We start from the raw sequence: 20728 nt of genomic DNA, 5'->3' as shown, positions 1-20728 counted from the left end.
CAAACCACCCTAAAGCAACTTGATGTCCTCGATAAGCCAACGAGAATCAGAACGCACAAGAGTCATCTGCATCCGATTCCGGTCAATACGAGGCTCAGGGCTGTTGACGTTAGTGATCTCCTGATCAACGAACAACGTCACAACAGCCCGTTGCTGGTCCGCTTCGGCGACCCCGGCGGACACGACCGTTCCCTTCGACACGGCACGGTTCTGCCTGATCAACTCGGTCAGACTGCCGCTGATCTCCTTGTACTGCTCAGCGAACTGTCCGTGCGAGTTGGCGGTGACGGCCGAGAAGTTCCGGTCCAGACTGTTGAAGTCGTAAGTGGACAGGTCCGTCGCATAAGTGCGCGCCGCGTCCAGCGCACTGCGACGAGCGTCCTCGACAGCTTGTGCCTGCTGCAGCTGTGAACCGAGGGCACCCAGCATCCCGAAGACGGCTATCAGCAGGGCGAGGACGAATAGGCTCTTCGGCTGCCACACCCTCTGGAGCAGGGACTTGCGCTCGGGTTCGGTTTCTTCGGTGTCGGTCATCAGCGGACTCCTTGCAGCGGTACGGAATACCAGGACCGTGGGCCGAGGATCGCCGCTTGGCCGCCCGCGGTGCCGAGTTGGACGCCGACCGGGGTTCTGCCCGTGGCCGGGTCGTAGGTGGTCATCGCCGGGCGCGGGGCATTGGCCGCGCCACGCTGGCCGACGTTGGGCTGGTCCGGTGGGCAGTGGCCGTTCAAGTCGGCTTCGCGGGGGTCCACCTCGGTGGGGGAACGGCGTTCTGCCCCGGTGGCGCAGATCGGGCCTTGGGTGCCGATCAGGTACAGGTCGGCGGTGTCGCCGTGGACCACGCCGCCCAGGCCGGACAGCGCTTCCGGTAATGAGATGAGCAGCTGGTCCAGGGCGGGGGTGCGGACCGTGACGATCTGGCCGGTGGTGACCAGGTTGCCCAGGAGCGCCGTTGTGGCCGGGTCGTTGCGCGCGAACAGTTCGGCGAGGCGTTGAGTGGCGCTGGGGGCGGTGTCCAGGATTCGGTTGAGTTCCGATTGGTGCTCGCGGATCTGCCCGGACAGCGAGCGCAGGCCTGCTGTCAGGTCGCGGATCCGGTCGCCGTCGGGGCCGGCCAGGGGGCGAGCGTTGTTGATCAGCCGGTCTAACTGAGGTCGGTGCTCGCGGGTGGCTTTGAGCAGAGTCGCTGAGTTGTCGAGGATGCGAGTCAGCTCTGGGCCTTTGCCCGCGAGCCCGGTGGAGAGCGCTTCGGTGACCGCGGAAACGTCTTCCGGACGCAACTGCTCGCTGAGCTCCGTGAAGTGCACCAGCAAGGTGTCCAGTGGGATCGGGCGTCTCGTGCGTCCCGCATCGATGGTGCTGCCGTCGTGGAGATAGGGCCCGGAGCTGCTGGCGGGTTGCAGGTCCACGGTCTGCACGGCCAGGGGAGTGGCCATGCTGATCACAGCGTCGCTGTCGGCCGGAACCTGTGCATCGGGGTGCAATGTGAGCTGGACCGAAACCCCGTCCCCACCAGGGTCGACGTGCACATCGGACACAGTGCCGACGACCACTCCCCGGTAGGTGACCTGGGAGCTCGGGGTGATCGATGCCGCGTCGGGCATTCGCGCGGTCACCATGATCGGATCGCGCAATGCGCCTGGCCCGGCGACGTTGGTGATCACGTAGTAGGTGCAGGCGATGCTGATCGCCAGGAACAGCGCGAGCTGGGCCAGGACGAGGCGGCGGTTCATCGGGTACCTCCGCGCAGGATCGAACTGACATCGCCCGAAGCCGGCGGCGGCATCGGCGCTCCGGGGGCGAGCAGTTGCACCACGGTTCCCGGAACGTCGAGCGTGCCGTTGAACAGCACGTAGTCCCCGGGCGTTGCCTGTTGGATCAGGTCGAAGAACCGGCGCAGCGAACTCACCGTGGCGGTCAGGCCGCTGTCGAGGGAACGCAAATCGGCCAGCACCGGCCGGAACTTCTCGACCTGCCGGGTCAGCGACTCGTCAGTCCGCTCCACGAGCACGGCAGTGGCAGTGCTCAGCGAAGCGGTGTTGTCCAGCAGCGCGGTGAACCGCTCGCGTTCGGCGAGCAGCACGTCGATCGCGGGCCGCGCCTCGGTGAGTGCGGCGTCCAACGAGGCCTGGTTGTCGGCCAGGTGCTGCGAGGTCGCGTGTACCGAGTCGATGAGGTGGGTGAGTTCGGCACGGTGCTGGTCCAGGGAGGTCAGGGTCCGCTCCAGCTGGCCCAGCAGGTCGCGCACCTGCTGTCCGCGGCCGGTGAGCGCGGTGTTGAGCTCCATGATGACGGTTCGCGCCTGGTCGAGGCCTGCGCCGTTGAGCAGGGTGCTGGCCGCTGCCAGCGCGTTCTCCACATCCGGGCCGCGGGAGGTCTGCTCGAGCGGGATCACCGAGCCGTCGGTCAGCACCTCTCCGCTGGGTGTGGATGGTGGTTGCAGGACCACGAACTCCTCGCCCAGCGGTGAGGCGAGTTCCAGGCGCGCCGTGGTGCCCACCGGCAACTGCACCTCCTGGTCGATGTCGAGCTCGACGATCGCGCGGAAGTCCTCGGTGCCGATGTTCGACACCCTTCCCACCACGCCCTGGCCCAGCCGCACCGCACCGCCCTTCGGCAGGAGGCCGACATCGGCGAACACTGCGGTGACCTGGTACCCGGAACCACCTGTACCGATGGGCGCGTTCTGGAGACTCAGCCCGCACGACGTGGTCAGGAGCAGTGCAGCGAACACGAGGCGTTTCACCGGCCACCTCCCAGCACCGCGCGCAGCGGCTCGATGTCCGGCGGGAACGGGACCGGGTTGGTGATGCCCGCACCGGCGCACAGTGGCAGCGGCAAATGCTGGCACAGCTGGGCGGTGGTGTCGGTCTGGCTGAGGTTCGTGGAAATCGTCAGCCGCAACCGCAGGCGTTGGTCCGGGGTAACGGCGCGGCTGAAGTTGTCCATCGCCAGCGGCGTCGTGTCCAGAGTCTCGGCCAGTTCTTGCTGTCGAGCGGCCAGGGTGCCGGCGAACTGGGACAGCTGACCGACGTCACCGCCGAGCTGCTCGCCATGGCGCCGCACCAGGTCGTCGACGGTCACCAACGCGTCGGACAGCTTTGTGAGCGCATCGCTGATTTCCGCCTGCTGAGCCTGGAAATCCGCTCCTGCCTGCGCCGTGGAGGCGGCCAGCGAGTCCACGGTGTCGCGGTGGCGGACCAACAGCTGCACCAGCTGGTCGAGGTTGTCCACCACCGACCCGATGTCGCCGCTGTTCGTGGCCAGCACTTCGCTGGCCCGCGACAGATTGGTGATCGCATCCCGGATCCGCGGCCCCTGACCGTCCAGCGAGGCCGCGCTGCTGCGCAGCAGTCGGTCGAGCACGCCGGGATCGCCGCCGGACGGTCCGAAAGCAGCCATCAGCGTGTCCAAGGACGCGGCCAACTGGTCGAACCGGATCGGGGAATGGGTGCGCTGCACTGGGATCAGCGCATCATCGGTCAGCTGCGGGCCGTCGGTATGCGCAGGTCCCAGCTCGACGTAGCGGTCGCTGATGATCGCTGGGCTCATGATGTAGGCGTGCGCGTCCGCCGGGAGCGCGGTGTCGGCGGGCATGGACATCCGCACTCGCACGGTCGAGCCCTGCGGCTCCACGAACTCGACCCGGCCCACCGCGACCCCGAGGATCGCCACCCGGCTTCCGGGGAAGATGCCGTCGGCGAAGGTGAAATCGGCGGCCACGCGCAGCTGCGGGCGCGGCGCCAGCACGGTGAACCAGGCACCAGTGACCAGCGCGCCCAGCACGCAGCAGATGATCAGCAGCTTCCGGCTCATCGGCACCCCTTGAACAACCCGGCCGCGCACAGCACGTTGTCCGGGACCGGTCCCAGCGGTGCCGAGACATCGGTCCAGGGCCCGTTTCCGGTCGCGTTGGCCAGATACCGGCCCGTCGGACCGAGTCGTTGCAGGCTCTCGTCGATGGCTTTGTCGTTGCGTGCCAGCGAGTCGGTGACCGCGTGCAGGTCGTTCAGCAGCGGATCCAGGACGTCCCGGTTGTCCGCGACCAGCCGGTGCAGGTGATCGACGACGGTGTCCACGTCGGTGATGAGCTGGCGGAGGACCATCCGGCGCTGCTGCAGCGTGTCTGCCACCAGCTGCGCATCGCCCAGCAGCGTCACCAGCGTGTCCTGTTGCTCAACCAGGGTCGTGGTCAAGGTCTGGGTGCTGCGCAGCAGTTCTTGTAGCTGTTCGCCGCGTTCGCCGATGATCGCCGATGCCGTAGCGACTCCGTCGAGTGCGTCGCCGAGCAACTTCGGGTCTTGCGGCGTCACGTCCTCCAAGGTGGCGATCATGGTGCGCAGCTGTGGCAGGTCGAGGCCTTCGGCGGTGGTCTTCGCGTTGGTTTGGAGCTCGTCGAGGCTGTAGGGCACCGAAGTCCGGGCCAGCGGGATCGTTTGGCCGGGGGAGAGTTGGCCTGGGCCGGTGGAATCCACGCTCAGGTAGCGGGTTCCGAGCACCGTGCGCAGCTTGATCGCGGCGGTGGTCGCCGAGCCGAGGCTGTGCGCGCTGTCGAGCCGGAACGAGACGCGCACCCGATCCCCGGCCAACGCCACGTCGGTCACCCGGCCCGACGGCACCCCGGCGAGCATGACCTGGGTTCCTTCGGTGAGGCCGGCAGCGTTGGCGAACTCGGCGTGGTATTCGTCGGTGCGCAGCAGGAACATCACCCGGGGCACGGTCGCGGACGCGGTCAGCAGGAGGAGCACCACGATCGCCCCGATCGCTCCGTTGACCAGCACCTTCCTCATCGGCAGACCTCCGTGTGCGGGCCAGCTCCGAGGTCCGCCTGGACGCCGTCGACGGCGACGTTGAGGTTGCACAGGTAGACGTTCGCCCAGGACCCGTAGCTCGTCGCCCGGTCCAAGGTGTTCAGGAACGCGGGCATCTCCTGCACGGCGCCGTCGATCTGGCTTTGGTTGCGCACCAGCATCGACGTGACGTCCTGCACCGAGCGCACGTCGCGAGACAGCTGCGGTCCGAGGCCGTCGAGCAGCCGCGCGAGCGAGCCCGCGACCTCCGAACCGCTGTCGATGGCCGCGGCGATCTCCTGTCGGCTGGCCGCGGTCTCCGCAGCCAGCCGCCCGAGCCCGTCCACCAGGCCGCGCAGGTCCTCGCGCCGCTGCTGCACCGTGTCGAGCACGGAGTTGAGGTTGTCGATCACTTCGCCGATCGTCTCGTCGCGGAGGGCCAGGGCATCGGTCAGCGACACGATCCGCGTCAGCAGCGCGGACACCGTCCCGCCTTCACCCTGGAACACCGCGACGATCTCGCCCGCCAACTGGTTGACCTGCGCGGGCTCCAGCGCGTCGAAGAGCGGTTTGAAACCGTTGAGCAGTGCGGTGAGGTCCAAGGCTGGGCGGGTCCGTTCGACCGGGATCGTCGCCCCTGGCGGCAACGGCGGCCCGCCCTGGCCTGAGGTCAGTGAGAGCGCACGGGCGCCGGTGAGGTCGGCGTAGCGAATCACGGCGAGACCGGTGGCGGGGACGGGCTGCTCAGCGACGACTTTGAAGTCCACTTCGGCAAGACCACCGCGCGCGGCGACCTCGGTCACCGTGCCGACCCGCACGCCGGCCACGGTCACCTCGCTGCCCGGCTGCAGGCCCGCGACGTCGGTGAACACCGCGCGGTAGGGCACCGATCGGCCGGTCATCGGGTCCGTCAGCGTGTTCACCACGACGACACCGCAGAACAGCGACACGACGATGAAGGCGGCGAACCGGAGCGCAGGTTTCACGGCGTGACGACCTCCGTTCCGCGCACCACCGGGCCCAGGAGCAGGCCCAGAGCATCGGGAGCGGGCGGTTTCCCGGGAAGCAGCGGCGCGAGCTCGCGCATCACGTCGCGTTCCTGCTGACCACCCACCGGACCGATCGGTCCGCGCGGCCGCGCGTCGCGGCAGTTGGGCCCGTCCATGCCGGGATAGCGCGGGCAGTCCTCGGGGCCGTAGGGGTACGGCCGGTGCAACGTCCCGGACATGCGGATCTTGAAGAATCCGGTGGACAACGAGCGGTTCGCACCGTCGAGGAAGATGTCCAGACCGTCCACGCCCTCGCGAATCACCCCGGGATGGCGCCCTAGCGCGTCGGCGACCAGCTCACTCGACCGCACGAGCTGGACGATCCGCTCGGAGTTCTCGTCGACGAACCGCTGCGACTGAGCGGTGAACGCCAACCCCGCGCTGAGCAGATCACCGATGGCCTGCCGACGCTGCACAACAGTGCCGGACAATGTGACGGCGTCGTCCAACGCCTGCATCGCATCCGGTGTGGCGGCGGCGATGTCGTCGGCGAGTGCGGAGAGGTCAGCCAAGTCCTCGCCGGTCAGCGGCGGATCGGCAGTCAGTTGGGCTGCGTCGTCGATCAGTTCGCCCAGCTGTTCACCGCGTCCACGCAGCGCCTCGGCCAGTGCGGAGAGCGAGACCTGGAGCTGTGCTGGTCGCAGCGAATCCACCAGGTCGTAGAGGCGGTTGTAGGCGTGGTAGAGCTGCATGGTGGGGCGGGAGTCATCGGCAGCGAGCTGAGCACCGGGCGAGAGCGATGTTCCAGCGGAGGTCTCCGGGATGACGAGGTCGAGGCACTGGTCGCCGAAGACGGTGCGCGGCATCAACCGGACCCGCACATCGCCCGGGATGTCGGCGAAGCTGTCGGGTTCCATCCGCAACGTCAGCCGGGAACCGGAGAGCCTGGGCTCGACGGCGGCCAACCGGCCGACCCGCACGCCGCGATACTGGACGGGGGTTTCCGGCCGGATCAACCCGGCTTCGACTGGAAACACCGTCGTGACTTCGGGTTTCGCGCGCAACGCGCCCGCACCGCCGAGGACGATCAGTACGGCCACCAGGGCCAGCGCGAGCAGTCCAGATATCCCGCGTGCTGCGAGTGTTCGGCGCGCGTTGGCTCCCAGCGGCTCGGTCATGTCATATCCCCAGCGCCGGCAACGTCGGCCGCACACCCCAGAAGGCGATGCTCAGCAGCACATCGGCGACCGTGATGGTCACGATGCTGGTGCGCAGCGCGCGTCCAGCGGCCTTGCCGACGCCTTCCGGGCCACCGCTGGCGTAGTAGCCGTAGGCGCAGTGCACCAGCGTCACCACGATCGCGAAGGCGACTGCCTTGATCAGCGAGAAGAACACGTCGTCGGAGGTGAGCACGAGCCGGAAGTAGTAGTTGTAGGTGCCTTCGGAGACGCCGTTGAGCTGCACCACCGCGACCCCGGTGGCGAGGTAGGAGGCGAACAGACCCACCAGGTACAGCGGGATGACCGACAGGAACGCCGCCATCATCCGGGTGCTGACCAGGTACGGAAGCGACCGCACCGACATCGCTTCCAGGGCGTCGATCTCCTCGGAGATGCGCATCGCCCCCAGCTGCGCGGTGAACCCGGTGCCGACCTTGGCGGCGAGCGCGATGCTGGCGACCAGCGGCGCGATCTCTCGGGTGTTCACCACGGCGGCGGCCAGGCCGGTCATCGGGGACAGGCCGAGCAGGTCGAGTCCGCGATAGCCCTCGAGGCCGACCTGGGTGCTCGAGACGAACGACATCGCGAACACCACGCCGATCGTGCCGCCGCCGGCCAGCAGCGAGGCCGAACCGAGGCTGATCTCGCCGACTAGGCGCGCCACATCGCGCCAGTAGCGCGCCAGCACGTGCGGGATGGCAGCGAACGCCTTGAGGTAGCAGGTGAAGTGCAACCCGGCGGCGGCCAGCAGGTCCACCGCGGACCTGCGTCCGCGCGCCATCAGTACTCGCCCTTCGCCGGGACTAGCACCGGGTACAGCTCGGTGATGACCGCGTTGGCGACGAAGACCAGGATGAACGAGATCACCACGGCTTCGTTGACGGCGGTGGCCACCCCGCCGGGTCCGCCTTTGGCGGTCAGGCCCTTGAAGCAGGACACCAGCGCGGCCAGCACCGCGAACATCGCGGCCTTCAGCAGCGCCACGACGAAGTCCGGGACGCGGGAGAACTGCGTCAGGGTGCGCAGGAAAGCCCCCGGTGCGTCCCCGAGCACCAGGACCTGGAACAGGAACGTCGTCGCGATGCCGACCAGCAGCACGATGCACGCCAGCAGTGCGTTTACCACCATCGCGGCCACCACCCGGGGCACTACCAGCCGCTCGACGACCGGGATCCCCATCACCTCGAGGGCGTCGACCTCGTCGCGGATCTTGCGCGCGCCCAGGTCCGCGCACATCGCCGAGCCGCCGACGCCGGAGATCATCAGCGCGCAGATCAGCGGCGCGGCCTGACCGACGATCACGAACGCCACCACCGCGCCGCCGTAGCCCTGCGCGCCCAGCTGGCCGGCCAGCGAACCGACGTTGAGCGCCACCACGACGCCCAGCGGGATCGTCACCAGCAACGCGGGAAGGGTGGTGACTGAGGCCAGGAACGTCGCTTGCCGCAGGAATTCCGCGACGTTGAACCGGGCCCGGCCGATGGTCCGGAAGACGGCGCTGGTGGTGCGCACGGTGAAGTCCAGTAGCAGACCGGCTTGCAGCAGTGCATCGGCGATCGGGCCGCGGGCGGTGGGCAATCCCCGGTACATCCGGCACTCCTCCCCGTCGAGGCGCCTGCAGGACCTCGAACGAGCGAGCGGCTTTGATTTGTGGGTCGTGGTCCGGTTTCCGCGTCTGTCGGTTCCGATCACGGTCTTGGTTCCGTCACCCGGATGTCAATGCCCGCCACCCGAATGCCGCGCGGCCGGTCAAGTGGGGGTGCAGGCCCGTGCTGAGCGGGCCAAATGCCCGGTTTGGCAGGGCTGTGGGATGGTCCACAGTGGTCAGCGTGATCGTTTGTCCAATGTGGATCTCGGGGTCCTCGTTAGGTTCGAACACCGGCGCGATTTCGGGAATTTAGAAGGATCATCGCTCACCCTGCGGTGCTGCAACGCGGCTCATACGATGCCGGTTACGCCTCCTTGTCGGCGTATGGGGGGAGGGTTGATGGTCCTGTCGCTGCCCGACGGCGCGGTGTCCGGGGAGGAATCCGACCACCCGCACGCCAGCGCACGTTCGGGTGATTTTCCGCGCAGTGCGGCGGTGCTCGCACGCATGCGTTCGGAGAACTTCCCGGTCGCGTCCCGGATCTTGCCGCACGGCCTGCGACAGCACCTGCACGCGCTCTACGGCTTCTTCCGGCTCGTCGACTTCGCCGGGGACGAGGCGCCGGGCAACCGAGATGCTCTGCTGGACTTCCTGGAGGTCGACCTCCGCCGCGCCTACCAGGACATGGCTCGCATCCCGATCATGCGCGGGCTGACCGCCACGGTCGCGGAGTGCGGCATCCCCCACGACGTGTTGGCCAAGTTGATCGAGGCCAACCGGCAGGACCAGCAGGTGCGCCGCTACCGGACCTTCGACGACCTGCTCGCCTACTGCGCGTTGTCAGCCAACCCGGTCGGGGAAGCGGTGCTGCACGTCTTCGGCCGGGCCGAGCCCGCGCTGATCGCGCTGTCCGACCGGATCTGCAGCGCCCTGCAGATCCTGGAGCACTGCCAGGACATCGCCGAGGACTACCGCCAGGACCGGGTGTACCTGCCGACCGACGACATGCGGCTGTTCGGGTGCAAGGAGCCGGACCTCATCGCCACGCGCGCCCCGACGAGGCTGCGCGGGCTGGTGAAGTTCGAAGTGGACCGGGCACGACGGATGCTCGAAGCCGGTGCACCGCTGGTCGGCCAGCTGTCCGGGATGGCGCGGGTCGCGGTCGCCGGGTACCTGGCCGGTGGTCGGGCCACGGCGGCCGCGTTCGCGGCGGCCAACCACGATCCGCTGGGGAGCGATGTGCGGCCGACAAGGGGGCGCACCTTCGTCGAATGGGGGCGGTTGTACGTGTTGGGAGGCACGTGGTGACCGAATCGGCGCGGATCCGGGACGCCTACCTGGAGTGCGAGCGGATCACGCGGGAGCAGGCGCGCAACTTCTCCTACGGGATCCGCCTGCTACCCGGCCCGAAGCGGCGCGCGCTGTCGGCGGTCTACGCCTTCGCCCGCCGCATCGACGACATCGGGGACGGGCACCTGCCGAGCGAGGACAAGCTGCGGCAGCTCAACAAAGCGCGCGAGGACGTCCATGCGGCCAGCACGGATTCGACGGATCTAGTCGTGGTCGCGCTCGCCGATGCGGCCGAGCGGCTGCCGGTGCCGCTGGCGGCCTTCGACGAGCTGATCGACGGCTGCGAAGCTGACGTGCGCGGAGCGCGGTACCGGACCTTCGACGAGCTGGTGCACTACTGCCGGTGCGTCGCCGGATCGATCGGACGCCTGTCACTGGGCGTGTTCGGTGCGGTTGACCAGGCCACGGCCGAACGACGTGCGGACGTGCTCGGTGTTGCTCTGCAGCTGACCAACATCCTGCGCGACGTCCGGGAGGACCAGCTAGAAGGACGCGTCTACCTGCCGTCCGAGGACCTGGAGCGCTTCGGCGTCCGGTTGGAACCGGGGAACGGACTCGTCGAGGACCACCAGCGCTGGTCGTCGCTGATCCGCTTCCAGGCCGCGCGCGCCGAGCAGTGGTACGGCGAGGGGCTCCTCCTGTTGCCGATGCTGGATCGGCGCAGCCGGGCATGCTGCGCGTCGATGGCGGGTATCTACCACGAGCTGCTGGCGCGCATCGCCGCTGATCCGGGGGCCGCGCTGAACCAGCGGACCTCGCTGTCGGGCTGGCGCAAGGCGGGGGTCGCGGCACGTTCCCTGGCGGGGATGGCGCCGTGAGCCGCGGGCGCGTGGTGGTGGTCGGCGGCGGGCTGGCAGGGGTGACCGCGGCGCTGGACTTGGCCGAGGCGGGTTTCGCGGTCGAGCTGCTGGAGACGCGGGCGAGGCTCGGCGGCGCTACCTACTCGTTCCTGCGCGGCGATCTGGTCGTGGACACCGGCCAGCACGTCTTCCTGCGCTGCTACACCGAATACATCGACCTGTTGCGGCGGCTCGGGGTGCAGGATTCGATCCGCATGCAGCACCGCTTCGAGGTCCCGGTGCTCAGCGCGAACGGCCGCGCATCTCGCCTGCGCCGCTGGAACCTGCCCGCACCAGGGCACTTGCTCCCCGCGCTGTTGGGGTACCGGCAGCTGACCGCGGCCCAGCGCGCGAGGCTGGCGCGCACGTCGCTGGCCCTGCGGATGCTCGACCCGGCCGATCCGGCACTGGACGAGATCAGCCTCGGCGAATGGCTGCGCCAGCACGGCGAATCGTCGCGCGCGATGACGGCGCTGTGGGGGCTGCTCGGCGTGGCCGCGCTCAACGCAGATCCGGACGATGCGTCGATGTTGTTGGCTGCCAAGGTCTTCCGCACCGGCGTCTTGGACCGCAGGGACAGCGCGGACATCGCCGTCCCGCAAGTTCCCCTGTCGCAGCTGCACGGCGACGCCGCCCACCGAGCGCTGCGGGCCGCCGGTGTCGGCGTCCGGACGCGATACCGGGTGCGGGCGATCCGACGCGTTGGTAAGGGTTTTCACGTGTTCGCGAAGGCGGGCAGCAACACCCGCGAGGTGCCGGCGGACGCAGTGGTCGTGGCGGTTCCACACCAAGCAGCGGCCGGACTGCTCGCCGACCTGCCGGTGCCCGGAGTCGAGGAGTGGTCGAAGCTGTCGGCCGCACCGATCGTCAACGTGCACCTGCACTACGACTGGAAGGTCACCGGTCTTCGGATGGCCGCGGTGCTGGATTCCCCGGTGCAGTGGGTCTTCGACCGCAGCGCGATCTCCGGAGTGACGCGAGGTCAGTACCTGGCGATCTCGCTGTCAGCCGCCCAGGACTACATCGACCTGCGCACCGAGGACCTGCGCGCGCTGTTCGTCCCAGCGATGCAGCAGCTCTTCCCGCGCGCCCGCGAGGCCCGGCTGCTCGACTTCTTCGTCACCCGGGAACCCAACGCCACCTTCCGGCAGGCACCGGGAACCGCAGCGATCCGCCCGGATGCGCACACCCCGGTGCCGGGTCTGGTGCTGGCCGGAGCGTGGACGGCCACGGGCTGGCCGGACACCACGGAAGGCGCGGTGCGCAGCGGTGCGCGCGCGGCCGAGGTGGTGGCCGCGGTCCAGCGCTGGCAACGCGGAGTGGAGGTGACCGCATGACGACAGTTCTGCCGCCAGTCCTGCTTACCGCACGGGAAGCGGTGGATCCCGCGCTGCGCCGCGCGGTCGCACAGCTCGACCCGGACACCCGCCGCGTGTGCGAGTACCACCTCGGCTGGCGAGGCGCCGACGGCGCTCCGGAGGGCGGTGGCGGAAAGGCCCTGCGCCCGGCGATGGTGCTGCTGTCCGCGCAGTGCGTGCGCCCGCCGGGGGCAGCTGATCAGGCCGTCGCGGCCGCTGCGGCGGTCGAGCTGGTGCACAACTTCTCGCTGCTGCACGACGACGTGATGGACGGCGACACCTCCCGCCGCCACCGGCCCACGGCCTGGACGGTCTTCGGTCGCCCCGCCGCACTGCTGGCCGGGGACGCGCTGCTCGCGCTGGCCACCGAGGTGTTGCTGGACTCGAGCTCCCCGCACGCCACCGCCGCGGCCCGGTCGCTGTCGGCCACCACCCGGGTTCTTATCGCAGGGCAGGCCGCGGACCTGGACTTCGAGCACCGCCACGACGTGACGCTGGACGAATGCCTGCGCATGGCGCACGACAAGACCGCCGCGCTGCTGGCCTGCGCGAGCTCGATCGGCGCGCTCATCGCCGGGGCACCGCAGGAGACGGTGTTCGGGCTGCACACCTTCGGCACCGAGCTGGGGATGGCCTTCCAGCTGGTCGACGACCTCCTCGGGCTGTGGGGAGACCCGGAGATCACCGGCAAACCGGTTTTGTCGGACCTGCGCGCCCGCAAGAAGACCGTTCCCGTGGTGCACGCGCTGAACTCGGGAACCGCCGCGGGCGAACGCCTGCGCGAGCTGTACGCCCAGCCCGAACCGCTCACCGAGCAGCAGCTGCACGAAGCCGCCGAGATGGTGCAGCGCGCCGGGTCGGCGGACTGGACCCACCGGGAGTGCCAGCGCCGGTTGGCTGCTGCCGGTGAACACCTGCCGAGCGGTCCGCAGGACGCCACCGAGGCGTTGACCGAACTCGCCGCGTTCGTCGTACGGAGGAAGCTTTGACCGATCAGTTGCAGAAGCAGCCCACCCGCGCGGTCGTGATCCCCGACCCGCGGACCGCGCTGGTCGCCGCCCGCGACCACCTGCTGTCCCGGCAGCACCCCGACGGCTGGTGGAAGGGCGAGCTGGAGACCAACGTGACCATGGACGTCGAGGACCTGCTGCTGCGGCAGTTCCTCGGCATCCGCACCGCGGTGGAGACCGAGCAGGCCGCGCGCTGGATCCGCTCCCAGCAGCGTCGCGACGGCACCTGGGCGAACTTCCACGGCGGGCCGGGAGACCTGTCCACCACTGCGGAGGCCTACACCGCGCTCAAGCTCGCGGGCGACGACGTCGACGCCGAGCACATGGTCGCCGCGCGCAACTGGATCCTGGAGCAGGGCGGGCTGGAGGCCACCCGGGTGTTCACCCGCATCTGGCTGGCGCTGTTCGGCGAGTGGTCCTGGGACGAGCTGCCCGCCATGCCTCCCGAGGTCGTGCTGCTGCCCAACTGGTTCCCGCTGAACGTGGCGGACTGGGGGTGCTGGGCCCGCCAGACGGTGGTGCCGCTGACGGTCGTGTGCACGCTGCGGCCGCGTCGGGACCTGGGCATCACGGTCAGCGAGCTTCGCACCGGTCGGGGCAGTGCGCGCACTCGTCCCGAGTTCTCCTGGAAGTACGGGTTCCACGTGCTGGACCGGGCTCTGCACCGCTATCAGAAGCGTCCATTGCGGTCCCTGCGCAAGCACGCGATGCTCCGCGCCGCGGAGTGGATCGTGGCGAGGCAGGAGGCGGACGGCTCTTGGGGCGGCATCCAACCGCCGTGGGTGTACTCGCTGCTGGCACTGAACCTGCTCGGCTACCCGCTGAGCCACCCGGTGCTCCGGCAGGGTTTGGACGGGCTGGAAGGGTTCCTGATCCGGGAGCAGACACCGGTCGGCGTGGTGCGGAGGCTGGAGGCCTGCCAGTCACCGGTGTGGGACACCGTGCTCGGCGTGCAGGCGCTGCACGATGCTGGCGTGCCCAGCGCACACCCGGCGCTGCGCCGTGCGACCGACTACCTGCTGGCTGAGGAGATCCGGGTCAAGGGTGACTGGTCGGTGCGTCGTCCGAACCTGCCCGCAGGCGGCGGTTGGGCTTTCGAGTTCGACAACGACGGCTACCCGGACATCGACGACACCGCCGAGGTGCTGCTGGCGCTGAACCGCATGGACCACCCGGACAAGGTTTCGGTGCAGGCGGCGATCGAACGAGGCACGCGCTGGCTGCGCGGCATGCAGTCGGCCGATGGCGGGTGGGGCGCCTTCGACGCCGACAACACCCGACAACTGGTGCGCAAGCTGCCTTTCTGCGACTTCGGTGAGGTGATCGACCCGCCGTCAGCCGACGTCACGGCGCACGTCGTCGAGGCGCTGGCGACGCTGGGCCACGACGACGAGGTAGTACGGCGCGGCGTGAAGTGGCTGCTGCGCAACCAGGAGAAGGACGGATCCTGGTTCGGCCGCTGGGGCGCAAACCACGTCTACGGCACCGGTGCGGCTGTTCCGGCGCTGGTGCGGGCCGGGCTGAAGCCGGACCACCAGGCACTGCAGCGCGCGGCGAGGTGGTTGGAGAATCACCAGAACGCCGACGGCGGTTGGGGTGAGGACCTGCGCTCCTACAAGGACCCAGCGTGGATCGGCCGCGGTGACTCCACGGCGTCGCAGACCGGGTGGGCGCTGTTGGCGCTGTTGGCGCTGGATAGGCACAAGTCCGACGCGGTCCAGCGCGGTGTGCAGTACTTGGCGCGCACGCAGCGGCAGGACGGCGGTTGGGACGAGCCGCAGTTCACCGGGACGGGTTTCCCCGGCGACTTCTACATCAACTACCACCTGTACCGGGTGATCTTCCCGTTGACCGCCCTCGGCAGGTACCAGCAGGCCGGGGAGTGAGATGCCCGCACGGCTGCTGATCTGCGCGCCGCTGGGCCTGGAAGCCCAGGCGCTGAGGGCAGCACTCGGCCAGAAGTCCGTGCACCGCACGGGATTCGGTCCACGGCGAAGTGCACGCAGCGCAGCCGAGCTCGCCACGGCGGACTTCGACCTGCTCGTCGTAGCGGGTCTCGGCGGTGGCATCGGCGAAAACGTGCGCAGCGGTGATGTGGTCGTGGCAGATGAGGTCCGCGGGCCGGACGGTTCGGTCCGCTGCAGTTCCACGTCCTCCCTGGTCGCGGAACTGCGCCGCGCCGGATTCCCGGTGCACTGCGGGCCAATCCTCACCACCCGGCACATCGTCCGCGGCGCGCAGCGGGCAGAGCTGGCCCGAACTGGCGCGCTCGCGGTCGACATGGAATCCGCCGTGCTCGCACGTGCTGCGGGTGCGCGGAGGATCGCGGTGGTGCGGGTCGTGCTCGACACCGCCGAACAACCGTTGCTGCGCCTGGGAACGCCGCGCCGAACCCTGGCCGCGCTTGCCCGACTGCACGCCGTCGGTTCCTGCCTGTCGCGGTGGAGCAGCGCCGCGACACCGGAGAACGCACCAGAGGAGGTGTCCTGAATGGGTATTCCCGTGCGCCAAGCGGTCCGCGTCGGGGCCTACCTGGTCAAGCAGAAGCTGGCCCGCCGCGAGAAGTTCGCCCTGACGCTGGAGTTGGAACCGCTGTTCGCCTGCAACCTCAAGTGCGCGGGCTGCGGCAAGATCCAGCACCCGGCCAACGTGCTCAAGCAGCGGATGCCGGTGGAGCAGGCCCTCGCCGCGGTGCAGGAGTGCGGTGCCCCGGTGGTATCCATCGCCGGGGGAGAACCGCTGATGCACCCGGAGATCGAGGTCATCGTCGAGGAGCTGATCAAGCGCAAGAAGTTCGTCTACCTGTGCACCAACGCGCTGCTGCTGCCCCGCAAGATCGACAAGTTCGAGCCGTCGCCATACTTCGCGTGGGCCGTGCACATCGACGGGCTGGAGGAGCGCCACGACGAGTCGGTGTGCAAGAAGGGCGTGTTCGCGCAGGCGGTGGACAACATCAAGGACGTCCAGCAGCGTGGCTTCCGGGTGACCACGAACTCCACGTTCTTCACCACCGACACCCCGCAGTCGGTGATCGAGGTGCTGGACTACCTCAACAACGACTTGAAGGTCGACCAGATGATGCTCTCGCCGGCCTACGCCTACGACAAGGCGCCCGACCAGGAGCACTTCCTGGGTGTGACGGAAACGCGAGAGCTGTTCGGCAAGGTCTTCGCCGATGGCCGCCGACACCGGTGGCGGTTCAACCACTCGCCGTTGTTCCTGGACTTCCTGGAGGGCAGGGTCGACTTCCAGTGCACGGCGTGGGCCATCCCGTCGTACTCGCTCTACGGCTGGCAGCGGCCGTGCTACCTGATGAATGACGGCTACGCCGCTACTTACCGCGAACTGCTGGAGGAAACCGACTGGTCGCGCTACGGCCGGGGCAACGACCCCCGCTGCGCCAACTGCATGGCGCACTGCGGCTACGAACCCACTGCTGTGCTGGCCACCATGGGCTCCCTGCGGGAGTCGATCCGAGCTCTGCGGGGCTAGCCGAGCCGCCGTGCGAGGCCACGAAAGAGGCCGGGCAATGCGCCCTGCAGACGGGCGGGCACTGCGAGCCAGGCGGGGACGAAGACCTCGGCACGCTCGTGCTGGACGCCCCGGACCAGTGCCGCAGCGACCTCTTCCGGCGTGAGCATGCGAGGAAACCGCCGGTCGTAGTGGCGACCGGCGAAGAACGGCGTGCGCACAGCACCGGGGAACACCGTGGTCACGCCGATGCCGTCGAGGTGGCGGAGGCTTTCCGCGAACGTCCGCACACCGGCCTTCGTCGCTGCGTAGACCTCCTCCCCGCGAACCCCGACGACGGCGATCGAGGAGACGAAGACGACGTGGCCGCGACACCGACGCAGCTCCGGCAACACCGCGCTGGTCAGCAGCATCGGCGCGGTCAGGTTCACCGCCGCCAACGCCTCGGCCTGCTCAGCCGACATCGAGGCCAGGTCACCGGCCCACCCGATCCCCGCACAGTGCACCAGCAGATCCACCCGCCGCGCCGCGGTGACGACCCGGTCGAGGCCAGCCGGATCGGTCAGCTCGGCAGCCAGCGCCTGCCCGCCAGTGCGCGCGGCCACCTCGGACAGCCGTCGTTGATCGCGGCCCACCAGCACGAGCTGACATCCGGCAGCCGCCAGTTCGACGGCAGTGGCCGCACCGATGCCCGACGAAGCACCCGTGACCAGCGCGGTTCGCCCGCGCAACGTCAGCCCCATGTCTCCTCCGCAGAGCCGCCGCGCTCGAGCGTTCGCCGCAGCTGCTCGCCGCGACGGGTCAGCACGACGATGCCGATGATGATGACGACCACGGCGATCAGCTCACCGCTGAGGATGGCGGGGGAGGACTCGATCCGCTCGCCCAGCCAATTCACCCCGATCGCCGCCGCGACCAGCGGATCCACCGTGGTGATCACCGCAAGTGCGGGCGACATCAGCCGACCGCGCTGGAAGGTCTGCTGGCTGAGCAGGAAGCCCATCGGCCCGATCACGCACACCGCGTAGAGCGTCCAGTGGTGGAACGGTTCGGCCAGACCACCGGTGCGGAACTGCCCGGCCACCACCTTGATCAACCCGGCGGTCACCCCGTAGAACACCCCGGTGGCCACCGCCATGCCGATCACCCCGGCCTCACCGGGGATCAACGCGGCCGCCACCAGTGACACCAGCACCAGCAGCCCGAGCGCCAGGGCCAGCGGAAGGAGCGACGCCCCGGTGAACTCGCTGCTCTGCCCGGAGGGGCGCGCCAGCACCAGGAAGGCCGACAGCCCGCCGACGCAGGCCAGGCCGCCCAGTCCGAGCACCAGGTCCATCTTGCGGCGCGCCATCCACGCGGCGAACGCGGCCCCGAACAGCACCGACGTCACCAGCAGCGGCTGCACCAGCACCAACGGTCCGAAGGCCAGCGCCACCACCTGCAGCGACAACCCGACGAGCACAGTGAGGATGCTCAGCACCCAGATCGGCTTGCGGACCAGCTCGTACAGCATGCGCGGATTGAGAGTCCGCACCTTGGGCACCTGCTTGGTGACCCGGTGCTGGATGGCGCTGGCCAGACCGAAGCTCGCAGCCCCGGTGATCGCGGCCGGAACGGCGATCACCAGCACCGTGGAGTTCGAGCTCACGGCCGATCACCCGTCCGCAGATCGGCGAAAGCATCGCGGAGGTACCCGGTCAGCACCGCGGCGTCCGGAGCGAGCTCGGTGTCCGTGGTGATCCCGAAACCGACGCGCTCACCCCAGCTGATCGCGCCCACGGCCACTCCCACGCCGTCGGCCAGCGACAACACCGGCAGCACTCCGGCGATCTGCGCAGACCCCAGGTGCGCCGGCCGCCGCTGCCCGGGGAGCACCGACACCACGGCGTTGAAGAACCGGCGCTGGTAGATCCGCCGCACCGCCCAGGCGTGCAGCGGCGCGGGCAACAGGCCGAGGGCGGCGAGTACAGCACTGGTCGCAGCAGGCTGACCGGTTCGGTCCGGTTTGCTGAGCTCAGCGGCAACTGCGGCGAGCCGTTGCTCGGCAGGCATCGGGCCAACGGGAAGGTCCAGCGACACCGATGCGGTGTGGTTACCGGGCGCATCGGTGCCCACACCACCGCGCCCGGTTCGAGCCGTGCGCGGCACCATCACCCGGAAACGCTGGCCCGGCCGGGGGGAGGGCAGCGCCTGGTGCAGCGACTCGGCCACCACCCCGAGCAGCAGTGCCGTACTGCTAACGCCGTACCGCCGCGCGCAGGCGCGAACCTCAGCGGCGGGGAGTTCCAGCCCGTCAAACGACCGGTTCGGCGTGCTGTGCCCCGCCCAGGGACCTGCTGGTGCCAGACCCGCCCCGGCCAGCCTCACCAACCCCCGTGCAATGACTCCTGCCCGCTGATGCCACTTCGGCCGATCACCTCGACCAGGAGCCGAAACCGGGTGCGGGTCGTTGGTCAGCAACCGCAGCAGCGTGCTGGTCACGGCGACACCGTCACCGAGCGCGTGGTGCAGCTTCGCCAGCAAGGACACCTGGCCGGAATCGGCCTCGCGCAGCAGCAGAAGCTCCCAAGGTGGCCGGTCAGTACGCACGGCGGTGCTGAAGAACTCCTCGCGAACCTCCGCCACAGCACGTTCGCCTCGAACCTCGCGGCAGCGCAGGTGCTCACGGGGTTCAATGGCGCCGTCGTGGATCCACTGTGGCCGCCTGGCCCAGCGCAGCACCAAGCGGCGCGTCAGCAAAGGCAACTGCCAGGCACGTCGTTCGATCCGCTCGGCGATCTGCTCGCACCAATCGTGGGTGGTCTGGGATGGCCCTTCCAACAGCAGGACAGCGCCGGTGTGCTGTGCGACGACGGGCGTGGTGGCGTAGACGAAGAAGGCGTCCTGCGAGCGCAGTGCCCGGCGACCGCGGTGCTGGGGGAGCTGCGCCAACGCAGCCACCTGATCAGCGAAATCCGAGACCTGGCAATGCTTGAGCGCCTGCTGCTCCCGCTGCTCGAGTTCGTCCGGCTCGGCAGCCCACCGGCGCAACGTCGCGGTCAGGTCGGTCGCCCGTGGGCACAGCTCGGCCAGCTCGGCGTCGGCCATCAACTCGGCGTTGGCCCGTCCGTGCCCGGCGATCGGCTCGAACATGACCACGGATCGCCCACAGGCGACCGCTTCCAGCGCAGTGGCCCCACCAGCGTTGGTCACGACGACATCCGCGCAGGCCACCAGACCTGGCATGTCGTCCACCCAGCCCAGCGCGACCAGCCGCTCCTCAGTGCGCGCGGCGAACCGCTGCCGCAACGCATCGTTGCGACCGCAGACGACCACCACCCGCTCCACGCCCTCAGCGCGCAGTGCAGCGTCCACCGCGCGGTCCACCGAACCGAACCCGAGCGAACCGCACGAGATCAACGCCATGAACCCCGACTCCGGAAAGCCGAACCTGCGCCGCGCCGCAGCCCGGTCTGCGGGCCGGAACGCCGAGACCACCGGCGGCGCGCAAACGGCTCCCACCGCGTCCGGCTCGGCCCGCCGCATCGCCTGCAGACTCGCCTCGCTCATCACGTAGTGCAGGTCGACCTCGGGGTAGACCCAGAACGGGTGCGGGGAGAAGTCCGACACCACGGCAGCCACCGGGACGTCCAGCTCACCGCGACGGCGCAACCAGTCCAGTCCCGCCGTGCCGAGGGGATACGTCGAGACGATCAGATCGGGTTCGCGCTCGGCGATCGCCTGCCGCAGCAGCCGCCCGCTCCACGCCCCGACGAAGCGGCGCGAGGCGTTGGCGAACCAGCGGTACCGCCACAACGAGTCGTAGAAGAAGTCGTACAGCCACGGTGTGGACTCGACGTTGGTGACGTAGATCCAGTTGAACGTGGCCGGCACCCAGCGGCCCATCGCGCGCAGCGCGTCCAGCCAGCCGACCTCGCATCCCGGCCACACCCGACCGGCGGCCTCCGCAACAGCCCGGCCGGTCGCGTTGTGCCCCTCACCGATGGTCGCGCTGATCAGTAGCACTCGACGCGGCTGGACGGTCACGCGGCTGGATCCCTTCAACCCGGAGCGTGCTCCAGCAGGCTAACGTGACCAGCCCGTTCCAGCCGTTCGAAGCAGTCGGCGCGGCAG

General features: G+C 69.3%; 19 protein-coding genes. 7 read left to right on the top strand and 12 right to left on the bottom strand.

All coding sequences use genetic code 11. The features are described from left to right. Positions 1 to 9 precede the first annotated feature (9 nt). The 9 genes from ACWCO2_RS21275 to ACWCO2_RS21235 are packed head-to-tail and all read right to left on the bottom strand — an operon-like array spanning position 10 to position 8589. Positions 10 to 534, bottom strand: coding sequence for a hypothetical protein (locus tag ACWCO2_RS21275; protein ID WP_450129489.1), 525 nt, complete (start codon positions 532 to 534; stop codon positions 10 to 12). Then, positions 534 to 1733, bottom strand: coding sequence for an MlaD family protein (locus ACWCO2_RS21270; RefSeq protein WP_450129488.1), 1200 nt, complete (start codon positions 1731 to 1733; stop codon positions 534 to 536). Before ACWCO2_RS21270 ends, ACWCO2_RS21275 begins: the two co-directional genes overlap by 1 nt. After that, a complete protein-coding gene (locus ACWCO2_RS21265; protein WP_450129487.1) occupies positions 1730 to 2746 on the bottom strand; it encodes an MCE family protein in 1017 nt (338 codons plus the stop codon). Before ACWCO2_RS21265 ends, ACWCO2_RS21270 begins: the two co-directional genes overlap by 4 nt. After that, positions 2743 to 3816, bottom strand: a complete 1074-nt coding sequence (locus ACWCO2_RS21260) for an MCE family protein (protein ID WP_450129486.1) — start codon at positions 3814 to 3816, stop codon at positions 2743 to 2745. The genes ACWCO2_RS21265 and ACWCO2_RS21260 overlap by 4 nt, the downstream gene beginning before the upstream one ends. Beyond that, positions 3813 to 4790, bottom strand: a complete 978-nt coding sequence (locus ACWCO2_RS21255; protein ID WP_450129485.1) for an MCE family protein — start codon at positions 4788 to 4790, stop codon at positions 3813 to 3815. The genes ACWCO2_RS21260 and ACWCO2_RS21255 overlap by 4 nt, the downstream gene beginning before the upstream one ends. Next, positions 4787 to 5776, bottom strand: coding sequence for an MCE family protein (locus tag ACWCO2_RS21250; protein ID WP_450129484.1), 990 nt, complete (start codon positions 5774 to 5776; stop codon positions 4787 to 4789). The genes ACWCO2_RS21255 and ACWCO2_RS21250 overlap by 4 nt, the downstream gene beginning before the upstream one ends. Continuing rightward, positions 5773 to 6957, bottom strand: coding sequence for an MCE family protein (locus ACWCO2_RS21245; RefSeq protein ID WP_450129483.1), 1185 nt, complete (start codon positions 6955 to 6957; stop codon positions 5773 to 5775). The genes ACWCO2_RS21250 and ACWCO2_RS21245 overlap by 4 nt, the downstream gene beginning before the upstream one ends. Position 6958: 1 nt before the next feature. Beyond that, a complete protein-coding gene (locus tag ACWCO2_RS21240; protein ID WP_450129482.1) occupies positions 6959 to 7780 on the bottom strand; it encodes an MlaE family ABC transporter permease in 822 nt (273 codons plus the stop codon). Beyond that, positions 7780 to 8589 carry an MlaE family ABC transporter permease gene (locus tag ACWCO2_RS21235; protein WP_450129481.1) on the bottom strand — a complete coding sequence of 270 codons (810 nt, stop codon included), beginning with the start codon at positions 8587 to 8589 and terminating at the stop codon, positions 7780 to 7782. Before ACWCO2_RS21235 ends, ACWCO2_RS21240 begins: the two co-directional genes overlap by 1 nt. Positions 8590 to 8986: 397 nt before the next feature. Between ACWCO2_RS21235 and hpnC the strand changes: the two genes are divergently transcribed. From hpnC to hpnH, 7 genes are read left to right on the top strand one after another with little or no spacing between them, the layout of a single operon-like run. Beyond that, positions 8987 to 9895, top strand: a complete 909-nt coding sequence (gene hpnC, locus ACWCO2_RS21230) for a squalene synthase HpnC (RefSeq protein WP_450129480.1) — start codon at positions 8987 to 8989, stop codon at positions 9893 to 9895. Further along, on the top strand, positions 9892 to 10755 hold the full coding sequence (gene hpnD / locus ACWCO2_RS21225; protein WP_450129479.1) for a presqualene diphosphate synthase HpnD: 864 nt from the start codon (positions 9892 to 9894) through the stop codon (positions 10753 to 10755). The genes hpnC and hpnD overlap by 4 nt, the downstream gene beginning before the upstream one ends. Then, entirely contained in the window at positions 10752 to 12113 is a 1362-nt protein-coding gene (hpnE, locus tag ACWCO2_RS21220; RefSeq protein ID WP_450129478.1) for a hydroxysqualene dehydroxylase HpnE, read from the top strand. The genes hpnD and hpnE overlap by 4 nt, the downstream gene beginning before the upstream one ends. After that, positions 12110 to 13123: a polyprenyl synthetase family protein gene (locus tag ACWCO2_RS21215; RefSeq protein WP_450129477.1), complete on the top strand. Its 1014-nt coding sequence runs from the start codon at positions 12110 to 12112 to the stop codon at positions 13121 to 13123. The genes hpnE and ACWCO2_RS21215 overlap by 4 nt, the downstream gene beginning before the upstream one ends. After that, entirely contained in the window at positions 13120 to 15030 is a 1911-nt protein-coding gene (gene shc / locus ACWCO2_RS21210; RefSeq protein WP_450129476.1) for a squalene--hopene cyclase, read from the top strand. The genes ACWCO2_RS21215 and shc overlap by 4 nt, the downstream gene beginning before the upstream one ends. A 1-nt stretch (position 15031) precedes the next feature. Next, positions 15032 to 15634, top strand: coding sequence for a phosphorylase family protein (locus ACWCO2_RS21205; protein ID WP_450129475.1), 603 nt, complete (start codon positions 15032 to 15034; stop codon positions 15632 to 15634). Then, the gene (hpnH, locus tag ACWCO2_RS21200) at positions 15635 to 16636 is read left to right on the top strand and encodes an adenosyl-hopene transferase HpnH (protein WP_450129474.1); all 1002 of its coding nucleotides are present in this window, start codon (positions 15635 to 15637) and stop codon (positions 16634 to 16636) included. It begins immediately after the preceding gene. Here hpnH and ACWCO2_RS21195 read toward each other — a convergent pair. The 3 genes from ACWCO2_RS21195 to ACWCO2_RS21185 are packed head-to-tail and all read right to left on the bottom strand — an operon-like array spanning position 16633 to position 20641. Continuing rightward, complete coding sequence (locus ACWCO2_RS21195; protein ID WP_450129473.1) at positions 16633 to 17358, bottom strand: SDR family NAD(P)-dependent oxidoreductase; 726 nt, start codon at positions 17356 to 17358, stop codon at positions 16633 to 16635. The two genes, hpnH and ACWCO2_RS21195, sit on opposite strands and share 4 nt — an antisense overlap. Further along, positions 17349 to 18263, bottom strand: coding sequence for a DMT family transporter (locus ACWCO2_RS21190; RefSeq protein ID WP_450129472.1), 915 nt, complete (start codon positions 18261 to 18263; stop codon positions 17349 to 17351). The genes ACWCO2_RS21195 and ACWCO2_RS21190 overlap by 10 nt, the downstream gene beginning before the upstream one ends. Further along, a complete protein-coding gene (locus ACWCO2_RS21185) occupies positions 18260 to 20641 on the bottom strand; it encodes a wax ester/triacylglycerol synthase domain-containing protein (RefSeq protein ID WP_450129471.1) in 2382 nt (793 codons plus the stop codon). Before ACWCO2_RS21185 ends, ACWCO2_RS21190 begins: the two co-directional genes overlap by 4 nt. Between the last annotated feature and the right edge of the window lie 87 nt (positions 20642 to 20728).

This window comes from Saccharopolyspora sp. NPDC002376, from assembly GCF_053593195.1.
This window is presented reverse-complemented; position numbering and strand designations above follow the sequence as displayed.

What these genes read in the sequence shown, in the direction of transcription:
- ACWCO2_RS21195 (WP_450129473.1), bottom strand. Translation starts at nt 17,358, where the DNA reads ATGGGGCTGACGTTGCGCGGGCGAACCGCGCTGGTCACGGGTGCTTCG.
- ACWCO2_RS21260 (WP_450129486.1), bottom strand. Translation starts at nt 3,816, where the DNA reads ATGAGCCGGAAGCTGCTGATCATCTGCTGCGTGCTGGGCGCGCTGGTC.
- ACWCO2_RS21235 (WP_450129481.1), bottom strand. Translation starts at nt 8,589, where the DNA reads ATGTACCGGGGATTGCCCACCGCCCGCGGCCCGATCGCCGATGCACTG.
- ACWCO2_RS21205 (WP_450129475.1), top strand. Translation starts at nt 15,032, where the DNA reads ATGCCCGCACGGCTGCTGATCTGCGCGCCGCTGGGCCTGGAAGCCCAG.
- hpnC (WP_450129480.1), top strand. Translation starts at nt 8,987, where the DNA reads ATGGTCCTGTCGCTGCCCGACGGCGCGGTGTCCGGGGAGGAATCCGAC.
- ACWCO2_RS21255 (WP_450129485.1), bottom strand. Translation starts at nt 4,790, where the DNA reads ATGAGGAAGGTGCTGGTCAACGGAGCGATCGGGGCGATCGTGGTGCTC.
- ACWCO2_RS21215 (WP_450129477.1), top strand. Translation starts at nt 12,110, where the DNA reads ATGACGACAGTTCTGCCGCCAGTCCTGCTTACCGCACGGGAAGCGGTG.
- hpnH (WP_450129474.1), top strand. Translation starts at nt 15,635, where the DNA reads ATGGGTATTCCCGTGCGCCAAGCGGTCCGCGTCGGGGCCTACCTGGTC.
- ACWCO2_RS21245 (WP_450129483.1), bottom strand. Translation starts at nt 6,957, where the DNA reads ATGACCGAGCCGCTGGGAGCCAACGCGCGCCGAACACTCGCAGCACGC.
- ACWCO2_RS21275 (WP_450129489.1), bottom strand. Translation starts at nt 534, where the DNA reads ATGACCGACACCGAAGAAACCGAACCCGAGCGCAAGTCCCTGCTCCAG.
- ACWCO2_RS21270 (WP_450129488.1), bottom strand. Translation starts at nt 1,733, where the DNA reads ATGAACCGCCGCCTCGTCCTGGCCCAGCTCGCGCTGTTCCTGGCGATC.
- ACWCO2_RS21240 (WP_450129482.1), bottom strand. Translation starts at nt 7,780, where the DNA reads ATGGCGCGCGGACGCAGGTCCGCGGTGGACCTGCTGGCCGCCGCCGGG.